The organism is Chromobacterium sp., from assembly GCF_041912965.1.
Taxonomy (GTDB): Bacteria; Pseudomonadota; Gammaproteobacteria; order Burkholderiales; family Chromobacteriaceae; genus Chromobacterium; species Chromobacterium aquaticum.
Genome location: NZ_JAYSGF010000052.1, coordinates 15,467 through 24,383, shown reverse-complemented (window position 1 = coordinate 24,383; position 8,917 = coordinate 15,467). Strand labels below are relative to the sequence as shown.

8 protein-coding genes are annotated in these 8,917 nt (G+C 64.3%); 4 read left to right on the top strand and 4 right to left on the bottom strand.

Annotation, left to right across the window (positions count from 1 at the left end):
- Nucleotides 1-210 precede the first annotated feature (210 nt).
- Nucleotides 211-972: a carbonic anhydrase family protein gene (locus ACE3QM_RS20495; RefSeq protein ID WP_048411753.1), complete on the top strand. Its 762-nt coding sequence runs from the start codon at nucleotides 211-213 to the stop codon at nucleotides 970-972.
- A gap of 24 nt (nucleotides 973-996) precedes the next feature.
- Here the strand turns inward: ACE3QM_RS20495 and ACE3QM_RS20490 are convergent, their stop codons facing one another.
- Complete coding sequence (locus ACE3QM_RS20490) at nucleotides 997-1,509, bottom strand: DUF523 domain-containing protein (protein WP_374424473.1); 513 nt, start codon at nucleotides 1,507-1,509, stop codon at nucleotides 997-999.
- Entirely contained in the window at nucleotides 1,506-2,963 is a 1,458-nt protein-coding gene (locus ACE3QM_RS20485; protein WP_374424471.1) for a PLP-dependent aminotransferase family protein, read from the bottom strand. The genes ACE3QM_RS20490 and ACE3QM_RS20485 overlap by 4 nt, the downstream gene beginning before the upstream one ends.
- Before the next feature lie 92 nt (nucleotides 2,964-3,055).
- Here ACE3QM_RS20485 and ACE3QM_RS20480 point away from each other — a divergent pair, with 92 nt between their 5' ends.
- From ACE3QM_RS20480 to ACE3QM_RS20470, 3 genes are all read left to right on the top strand, one after another.
- Nucleotides 3,056-3,439: a rhodanese-like domain-containing protein gene (locus ACE3QM_RS20480; protein WP_048411750.1), complete on the top strand. Its 384-nt coding sequence runs from the start codon at nucleotides 3,056-3,058 to the stop codon at nucleotides 3,437-3,439.
- Between the two features lie 11 nt (nucleotides 3,440-3,450).
- Nucleotides 3,451-4,185 carry a GNAT family N-acetyltransferase gene (locus ACE3QM_RS20475; RefSeq protein WP_374424469.1) on the top strand — a complete coding sequence of 245 codons (735 nt, stop codon included), beginning with the start codon at nucleotides 3,451-3,453 and terminating at the stop codon, nucleotides 4,183-4,185.
- A 77-nt stretch (nucleotides 4,186-4,262) separates the two neighbouring features.
- Entirely contained in the window at nucleotides 4,263-5,711 is a 1,449-nt protein-coding gene (locus ACE3QM_RS20470) for a hypothetical protein (protein WP_048411748.1), read from the top strand.
- Nucleotides 5,712-5,778: 67 nt separating this feature from the next.
- On the opposite strand, the gene ACE3QM_RS20465 is transcribed toward ACE3QM_RS20470, so the two are convergent.
- Both ACE3QM_RS20465 and gabT read right to left on the bottom strand, forming a co-directional pair.
- Complete coding sequence (locus tag ACE3QM_RS20465) at nucleotides 5,779-7,239, bottom strand: NAD-dependent succinate-semialdehyde dehydrogenase (RefSeq protein ID WP_374424466.1); 1,461 nt, start codon at nucleotides 7,237-7,239, stop codon at nucleotides 5,779-5,781.
- A 71-nt stretch (nucleotides 7,240-7,310) separates the two neighbouring features.
- The gene (gene gabT / locus ACE3QM_RS20460; RefSeq protein ID WP_231463919.1) at nucleotides 7,311-8,576 is read right to left on the bottom strand and encodes a 4-aminobutyrate--2-oxoglutarate transaminase; all 1,266 of its coding nucleotides are present in this window, start codon (nucleotides 8,574-8,576) and stop codon (nucleotides 7,311-7,313) included.
- Nucleotides 8,577-8,917: the final 341 nt, after the last annotated feature.

Sequence of the window (8,917 nt, the reverse complement as noted above, 5' to 3'; positions counted from 1 at the left end):
GGCGCGGTGGAAACGCCGACACGGAAGCCTCCCCTCGGGGAGGCTTTGTTGCGTTTGGGCATTGGACATGCTGCTCGTTGGTCCACGTCTTCTCTAATCTGTTTGAAATATTGCTTTGCTGAATGAACCAAGCTGGCAATCATCATCTAATTGCATGTTTGGTGAATAAAATCAGAAAGCCTTATACAACAACGCTAGGGAAGGACGGGAATGAGCAAGCAGCAATATGATTTGGCCGATGCCGGCGAGACTTTGGGCCGGCGCACGGTGTTGAAAACGGCCTTGGGCGCGGCGGCGCTGTTTTCCATCGGTGCTGGCGGCGCCTTGAGCGGCGTGGCTTACGCGGCATCCTTGAGCAAGGCGCAGCGCGATGCGATGACGCCGGATCAGGTGATTGCGGCAATGGCGAAGGGCAATGAGCGCTTTCGCAGCGGCAAGCCCTTGCGGCATGATTATCTGGCGCAGCAGCGTTCCAGTGTCGGCGCGCAGTATCCGTCGGCGGTGGTGCTCAGCTGCATCGATTCGCGCGCGCCGGCCGAGATCGTGATGGATTCCGGTATCGGCGAAACCTTCAATTCTCGGGTGGCCGGCAATGTGGTTAATGACGATCTGCTGGGCAGCATGGAGTTCGCCTGTGCGGCGGCCGGCGCCAAGGTGGTGCTGGTGATGGGGCATACCGGTTGTGGCGCGATCAAGGGCGCGATAGACCATGTGGAGATGGGCAATCTGACCGGTTTGCTGGCGCGTATCCGGCCTGCGATCGCGCAAACCCAGTATGCAGGCGAGCGCAGCAGCAAGAACGCTGATTTCGTCGACGCGGTGGCGCGCAGCAATGTGCTGTACACGATGGAACAGATCCGCAAGCGCAGCGATGTGCTGGCCAAACTGGAACGTGACGGCCAGATCAAGATCGTCGGCGCGATGTATCACCTGAACGGCGGGCGTCTGGAGTTTCTGCCCACGACGGCTTAGAGCCTGTTCATTGCCGCGCAAGCATCATGAGAATTCGGATTGCTGCGCTGCTTGGCGGGAAGGGGCGTCGAGCAGCACGTCGATGTCCTCTTCCGAACAGACCACGATGCCGGCCTGCCGAAACAGGCTGGCGGTCACGCCTTCTCCGTCCTTGAGCGTGCCGGAAAACCGGCCGTCGTAGATGCGGCGGCTGCCACAGGAAGGGCTGTTGGCCTTCAATAGCGCTTGGCGGCAACCATGGGCTTGCGCCAGATCTAAGGCCTGGCCGGCTCCATCAATAAAGGCGGCGCTGACATCCTCTCCAGTAGCTGTGATCACACCGGCCTGGCCGCGCAAGGCCGCGGTCCCGTCGCCGCCGCGCAGTTCCGCCGGCGGCCGCGGGGTTGGCAGGCCGCCCATGCATTCGGGGCAGGCGGCGATCAGGTCGAATTTCTGGCGCAAGCGCCGCCAATCCTGTTCCGACAGCGGCTTGGCCTGGCCGTCGTAGCGTACCGGCTGCCCGAGCAGGCAGGCGCTGACCAATAATTTCGGTTTCATTTCCATCTTGCTTCCAATAGCGCCGCCAATTTGAGCGCGGCGGCGCGGATATCATGCTCTTCCACGCCGGCATAGCCAAGCACCAGGCCACAGCGATCAGCCGGACCGATGAAGTGCTTGAGCATGGGGCGCAGCCATAGCCGTTGCCGGGCCGCCGCCTGGCTCAGTTCCCATTCGTCGAAACCGTCGGGCAATTGCGCCACCAGATGCAGGCCGGCCTCTCCGGCAGACAAGGGCAGCGCGTCGCCGAGCGCATGCCGCAGGGTGCCGCACAGCAATTGCTGTCGCAGCCGGTACAGCTCGCGCATATGCTTGATGTGGCGAGCGAAGTGGCCTTGCTCGATGAAGTCGGCCAGCGCGGCTTGTACTTGGTAATTGCCCTCCCGATACAGGCGGGCCTGCACGCGGCGGAAAGGGTCCACCAAGGCTTCGGGGAGCACCAGATAGCCTAGTCCCAAGGCCGGAAACATCACCTTGCTGAAGGTGCCGAGATAGATGACGCGCTCGCTGTCGGCCAGGCCTTGCAAGGAGGCGATGGGGTGGGTGGTGTAGCGGAATTCGCTGTCGTAATCGTCTTCTATGATCCAGCTGTCGTGCTGTTTCGCCAGCTGCAGCAATTCCAGCCGCCGCGCCAGCGACATGACGACGCCGGTCGGGTATTGGTGGGACGGGGTGATGTAGATCAGCCGTGGCGGAATGGCGTGGTGTCGCGGCTCTGGCGCCATGCCCTGGGCATCGACTGGAATGGGTTCGATCGTCATGTCCGCAGCGCGCCAGGCCGCTTGAGCGCCGTTGTAGCCAGGGTCTTCGACCCAGGCGACATCGCCGGGGTCGCTCAGTAGGCGGGCGAGCAATTCCAGGCCTTGCTGCGCGCCCTGGGTGATGATGATCTGCTCCGGGCGGCAGCGCACCGAGCGGGCCAGGTATAAGTACTGGCTTAGCACCTGCTTCAAGGCCGGCAGGCCGCCGTCGTGACGGTAGTGCAGGTTTTCCGGCTGTGGATGCAGCACATGGGCTTGCAGGCAGCGCTGCCATTGCGCGTGCGGGAAGCGCTTCAGCTCGGGCGCGCCCGGCGCGAAAGCGCCATTCAGCCCTATGGGCAGGGTACAGCCGGCGGCGACGCGCTGGCCGCGCTGTGACAGGCCTGGATGCTGTTCCACGCGCGGCGGCGGCGCGCTTCGCGCGTCGAACAGCGTGGCGACATAGGTGCCGGAGCCGTGGCGGCTTTCCAGATAGCCTTCGGCGCCCAGTTGTTCGTAGGCGTTGAGAATGGTGTTGCGGCCCAGCGCCAGCTCCGCCGCCAGCGCGCGGCTGGCCGGCAAAGACGCGCCGCCCGCCAGCTTGCCTTCGCGTATCAGTTCGCGCAGCAGTCGATACAACTGGCGCGCCAGGCTTTCCGCCCCTTGGCGCTGCAATTGGCCGCGCAGGTATTCGCTCAACCAGTCGGCGGGCAAAGTGGTTCCTTTAATTTCTGCATGGTGGCACTGTAAAGGGAATGACTTGTTGCTTAGGCTAACAGTATTTTCAGCGCAACAGGAGAGATTCGATGCTGACGCAACAGGACTTTTACGCGGCCAAGCTGGCATATGAAATGGATGCCGCCGATGTCTGGAGCGCCTTGCAGGCCGGCGAGCGTTTATTGTTGATCGATGCGCGCGCGCCCGAGGCGTATCAGCAGGAAACCATCCCCGGCGCGTTGTCCGTGCCGCACCGGAGCATGGATGAGGCGAGCACCGCGCAGCTGCCCAAGGATGCGGTCCTGGTATCGTTCTGCGACGGCATAGGCTGCAATGCGTCGACCAAGGGCGCGCTCAAGCTGGCGCGCTTGGGCTTCAATGTGCGCGAGCTGCAGGGCGGCTTGGACTGGTGGATTCGCGACGGCTATGCGACGACGGCGCGCGCCGGCGCCGCCGTGAGCTGCAATTGCTGAGGGAGGGCGGAATGAGCATCGCCGATGTCGACGTTTTGGCCGCGGCCGGCAGCCGCAATGCCTTGGGGCAGATGGTGGGCTTGCCGGTTACGGACTGGCAGCCGGCGGCCTGGCCGCCGCGACGGAGCCTGAGCGGGCGGTTTTGCCGGCTGGAGCCGCTGGACGCGGCCAGCCATGGCCCGGCGCTGTTCGCGGCGATGGCCGCGGACGAGCGCAACTGGACCTATCTGAGTTATGGCCCCTTCGCGGCGTACCAGGATTATCAAGACTGGCTGGCGGCGCAGCAGGCCAGGCCGGACCCGCACTTTTACGCGATCGTGGATGGCGCCACCGATCTGGCCGTCGGGGTGGTGGCTTATCTGCGCATCGATCCGGCGATGGGCTGCATCGAGCTTGGCCATTTGAATTTTTCGCCCGCGCTGCAGCGGCGGCCGGCGGCGACCGAGGCGATGTATTTGTTGATGCTGCAGGCGTTTGAATTGGGTTACCGGCGTTATGAATGGAAGTGCGACGCCTTGAATCTGCCGTCGCGCCAAGCGGCTGAGCGGCTGGGTTTCCGTTTCGAGGGTCTGTTCCGTCAGGCGATGGTTTACAAGGGGCGCAACCGCGATACCGCCTGGTTCTCGATACTGGATAAGGAGTGGCCGGCGCTGCGGCAAGGCATGGAGCGCTGGCTGGCGCCGGACAATTTTGATGCGGCGGGGCGGCAGCTACGGACGCTGGCGCAATGCCGCGGCGGAGATTGATTTGGCCGGCGGACTTCAAGCCGCCACGCTAGGCAGGTACAATGAGTATCTGATTTATTGAATAGATTTGCTGCCTGATGAAATCCCTGCCGCGTAATGCCCGCATCAAGGGCGAGCCGTTCTTGCCCAACCGTTTCATTTTCGGTGATGCCGTCGACGATCAGGGCCTGGAAGGCTCCGAGTACCTGATTCACACCGAGGCGCCGGCCTTTGTATGCCGGCTGCTGGGCGACGACGATACCGACTTCCCCGGCCGTGACCGCGAAGGTCTGGCCAGCGCCATGCTGTTCGACGAGGCCGACAATGTGACGGTATACGTCTGCAATCTGCGTCTGCGTCTGTTTGATTTCAATTTCAGCAATGAAGACGAAATGCCCACCGTCGGCCAATTGCAGGCGATCTGCGACGAAGCGATGCAGGCGTATCAGCGCTTGCACAAGGCTTACGCCGACCGCGAGGCGGCCGGTCCGGAGCCGCGCGAGATGCGCGCCGGGCCAACCGAGCCGCTGCCGCCGGCGGAACGCGGCCGCGCGGTGAAGCAGTTGGTGGAGCTGGCGCGCCGCGCGGTGGATCAGCCTATGGAGCGGGCGCAGCTGGCTGGCGAAGTGCAGATGGCGCTGGCGGCCGGCGATCAGGCGGTGTTCACCGAATCGCAATTGGCCTTGCTGTCGCAACCCGCCGCGCGCCAGCTGCTGGTGAACAGCGCGCGCGACGCGATCGCCTTCCCCGAGGTGATGCGCAAGGACGGCTCGGTGGCTTCCTTTGAGTTGTGGGCGCTGCCGTTCGCGTTTTCACGCGCTCAGGGCGGCGTGTGGTGGCATTTCCCGCAGTTGGAGCGTTTGGAAGTGGCGCTGGCGGATGCGCTGGAGGTGCCGGAGCAGTCGATACTGTGGATTTCCCCCACCTTGTTCACGCTGGAGATGCTGAACGAGCGCGCCTGCCAGGACCTGGTGCAGCTGGCGCCGGTGATGGATGCCGGCTGCGACTTCGCGCCGCTGGACCCGGACTCCTCGCGCGCCACCTATGAAGCGGCGCGCAAGACCAATGAGCCGCAACTGGTGCTGGCCTGGATTCCCTTCCTGGTGGAACGCGGCGCCTTGCCGCCGGAACAGGCGCGACGCCTGGCGCGCAAGGCGCTGGACGCGGCGATGCCGCTGGTGCAGCAGGCGGTGGGCGCTGAGATGGAATATGGCGAGGCCGAGCTGTTCGCGCCGCTGCCGTGGTGGGAGGCCGTGCAAACCGGCGTGCGCGCCTGGAACCGCAAGCGTCTGGGCGTGACCGCGGCCTTGCTGGCCGCCAGCGCAGGCGGGGTGCAGGAGCTGGAAGCCATCGCCGAATACCAGCCGGAGATGCAGGGTTACGAGGTGGGCTTCCGCCTGCGTGGTCGCGAGGAAGTGGCGGCGCACGCGCCGTGGCTGGTGACGCCGGACGTGGCGCCCGAGCGCGAGGAAACCTGGCGCGATCTGGCCGAGTGTCTGAAGGAGGCCGGCATTCCCTTGTCGGAGACCTTGGCCAAGTTCCATTAGGCGCGCGGTCGCGATTGTCAAAAAAAACGGGCTGGATTTCCAGCCCGTTTCGCATTGGCGCGGCGCTTTACTGGTCTATGCCGCCCAGCAGCACGTATTTGATTTCCAGATAATCCTCGATGCCGTATTTGGAGCCTTCGCGGCCCAGGCCGGATTGCTTGACGCCGCCGAAGGGCGCGGCCTCGTTGGACAGAATGCCGGTATTGACCGCCACCATGCCGTATTCCAAGCCTTCGGACACGCGGAAGATGCGGCCGATATCGCGGGCGTAGAAATAGCTGGCCAGACCGAATTCGGTGTCGTTGGCCATCTGGATCGCCTCGGCCTCGCTGTGGAAGCGGAACAGCGGCGCCAGCGGACCGAAGGTTTCTTCCTTGGCCACCTTCATCTGCGGGGTGACATCGGTGATCACCGTCGGCTCGAAGAAACTGTGGCCCAGCGCGTGGCGCTTGCCGCCGGCCACCAGCTTGCCGCCCTTGGCCAGCGCGTCGGCGATGTGCTCTTCCACCTTGGCCACCGCGTTCATGTCTATCATCGGGCCTTGGGTGACACCGGCGTCCAGGCCGTTGCCCACTTGCAGCTTGGCCACCGCGACGGCGAACTTCTCGGCGAAGGCGTCGTAGACGCCGTCCTGCACCAGCAAGCGGTTGGCGCAGACGCAGGTCTGGCCGGCGTTGCGGTATTTGGAAATGATGGCGCCTTCCACCGCGGCGTCGAGATCGGCGTCGTCGAACACGATGAAGGGGGCGTTGCCGCCCAGTTCCATCGACACTTTCTTGACGGTGTCCGCGCACTGGGCGATCAGTTTGCGGCCGACTTCGGTGGAGCCGGTGAAGGAGAATTTCTTCACCGCGTCGCTGCCGGTCAGCACCGCGCCGATCTCGCTGGAGCCGCCGGTCAGCACCGAGAACACGCCGGCGGGAATGCCGGCGCGCTCGGCCAGCACCGCCAGCGCCAACGCAGACAGCGGGGTCTGGCTGGCCGGACGAACCACGATGGGGCAGCCGGCGGCCAGCGCCGGCGCCGCCTTGCGGGTGATCATCGCATTGGGGAAGTTCCACGGCGTGATCGCGGCGGCGACGCCGATGGGTTCCTTGGTGATCAGGATGCGTTTATCGGCGCCGGGCGCGGGCACGGTGTCGCCGTACAGGCGCTTGGCTTCCTCCGCATACCACTCGATGTAGGAGGCGCCATAGGCGATCTCGCCCTTGGCCTCCGCCAGCGGCTTGCCTTGCTCACTGGTGAGGATGATCGCCAGATCGTCCTGGTTGGCCATCACCAGATCAAACCAGCGGCGCAGGATGGCGGCGCGCTCCTTCGCCGGCTTGCGTTTCCATTCTTGGAAGGCGGCGGCGGCGCCGGCGACGGCGAGCTCCGCTTCCGCCTTGCCCATCTTGGGCACATGGGCGACGATCTTGCCGGTGGCGGGATTGCTGACCGGAATGGTTTCGCCGTTGTCGGCGTCTATCCAGGCGCCGTTCACATAGCACTGCTGTTTCAGCAGCGAGGGGTCTTTCAAATTCAACATGCGGGTCTCCAACGCAGCGATGTCGGATAGGCCCGCGCCGCCGGCGCGGGCCTTGGTCTTGGAACAGGCTCTTAAGCTTTGAGCGCGGCCTCCAGCTTGGCCAGCGCTTCTTCGAACACGGCGTCTTCTATGGTCAGCGGGAACAGGAAGCGGATCACATTGGCGTAGACGCCGCAAGTGAGCAGAATCAGGCCGGATTCCAGCGCCTTGGTCTGCACTTTCTTGGCGAAGTCGGGGTCCGGCTGCTGGCTGCCGGGCTGGTTGAATTCCACCGCCAGCATCGCGCCCAGGCCGCGGATTTCGGCCATCTGCGGCACCGCGCCCTTGAGGCCGTGCAGTTTTTCCTTCAGCAAGGCGCCGAGGCGGTTGGCGCGTTCCAGCAATTTGTCTTCCTGGATCGCGTCTATCACCGCCAGCGCGGCGGCCACCGCCAGCGGATTGCCGGCATAGGTGCCGCCCAGGCCGCCGGGCGCCGGCGCGTCCATGATCTCGGCGCGGCCGGTCAGCGCGGACAGCGGGAAACCGCCGGCCAGCGATTTGGCCATGGTGATCAGGTCGGCCTGCACCGGATAGTGTTCCATCGCGAACAGCTTGCCGGTGCGGGCGAAGCCGGATTGCACTTCGTCGGCGATCAGCAGAATGCCGTGTTCGTCGCAGATCTTGCGCAGCTGCACCACCCATTCGCTGGGCGCATTGTAGAAACCGCCTTCGCCTTGCACCGGCTCGAAAATGATGGCGGCGACGCGCTTGGGATCGACATCGTACTTGAACAGTTTTTCCAGGCCGCGCAGCGAGTCCTCCACCGAAACGCCATGCAGCGCGTTGGGGTAGGGGGCGTGGTAGACATCGCCGGGGAAGGGGCCGAAGCCGACCTTGTACGGCACCACTTTGCCGGTCAGCGCCATGCCCAGCAGGGTGCGGCCGTGGAAGGCGCCGCCAAAGGCGATCACGCCGCCGCGGCCGGTGGCGGCGCGCGCCACTTTCACCGCGTTTTCCACCGCTTCGGCGCCGGTGGTGAACAACGCGGTTTTCTTGGCGTGCTGGCCCGGGGTCAGTTGGTTCAGCTGTTCGGCCAGGCGGATATAGGATTCATAGGGAACGACTTGATAGCAGGTGTGGCTGAAGCGGGACAGCTGTTCCGCGACCGCGGCCTGCACTTTGGCGTGCAGATGGCCGGTGTTCAAGACGCCGATGCCGCCGGCGAAGTCGATGTAGCGTTTGCCGTCGGTATCCCAGATTTCGGCATTTTTGGCGCGATCGGCGAAGAATCCGCACATTACGCCCACGCCGCGCGGGGTGGCGTCGGCCTTACGTTGCATCAAATCCTTATTGCTCATCTGCTATCTCCTCGACGTTGTGCGGTCGGCGCCGCATCGGGCTGGCCGCCGCGAATCGGTGTCGGAACGTGGCCGGTCTGTCATGGCGCCGGTTGTCGCTCCGTGGTTTTTGCTTTCATTATTGCTGTCTGACCATCTCAGGCATTCTATGTTTGTGTTTAGCAAAAAGCTACACATGACCTAAAAAATTAAACACCTGTTGCGTGGACGTCAGCGGGGGGAAGGAGGGAGCGGAAAGAGGCGGGGGGCCAGCCGGATTGGCATGGCCGCCGAGGGGGGGGCGTAAAGGCGGCTGAACGCGTTGTCCATTCCCCCAACCACGCGAAACAGGTGGGCGGCGG

Coding starts and splice junctions, on each gene's coding strand:
- ACE3QM_RS20495 (WP_048411753.1), top strand. CDS start 211: ATGAGCAAGCAGCAATATGATTTGGCCGATGCCGGCGAGACTTTGGGC.
- ACE3QM_RS20490 (WP_374424473.1), bottom strand. CDS start 1,509: ATGAAACCGAAATTATTGGTCAGCGCCTGCCTGCTCGGGCAGCCGGTA.
- ACE3QM_RS20480 (WP_048411750.1), top strand. CDS start 3,056: ATGCTGACGCAACAGGACTTTTACGCGGCCAAGCTGGCATATGAAATG.
- ACE3QM_RS20475 (WP_374424469.1), top strand. CDS start 3,451: ATGAGCATCGCCGATGTCGACGTTTTGGCCGCGGCCGGCAGCCGCAAT.
- ACE3QM_RS20470 (WP_048411748.1), top strand. CDS start 4,263: ATGAAATCCCTGCCGCGTAATGCCCGCATCAAGGGCGAGCCGTTCTTG.
- ACE3QM_RS20465 (WP_374424466.1), bottom strand. CDS start 7,239: ATGTTGAATTTGAAAGACCCCTCGCTGCTGAAACAGCAGTGCTATGTG.
- gabT (WP_231463919.1), bottom strand. CDS start 8,576: ATGAGCAATAAGGATTTGATGCAACGTAAGGCCGACGCCACCCCGCGC.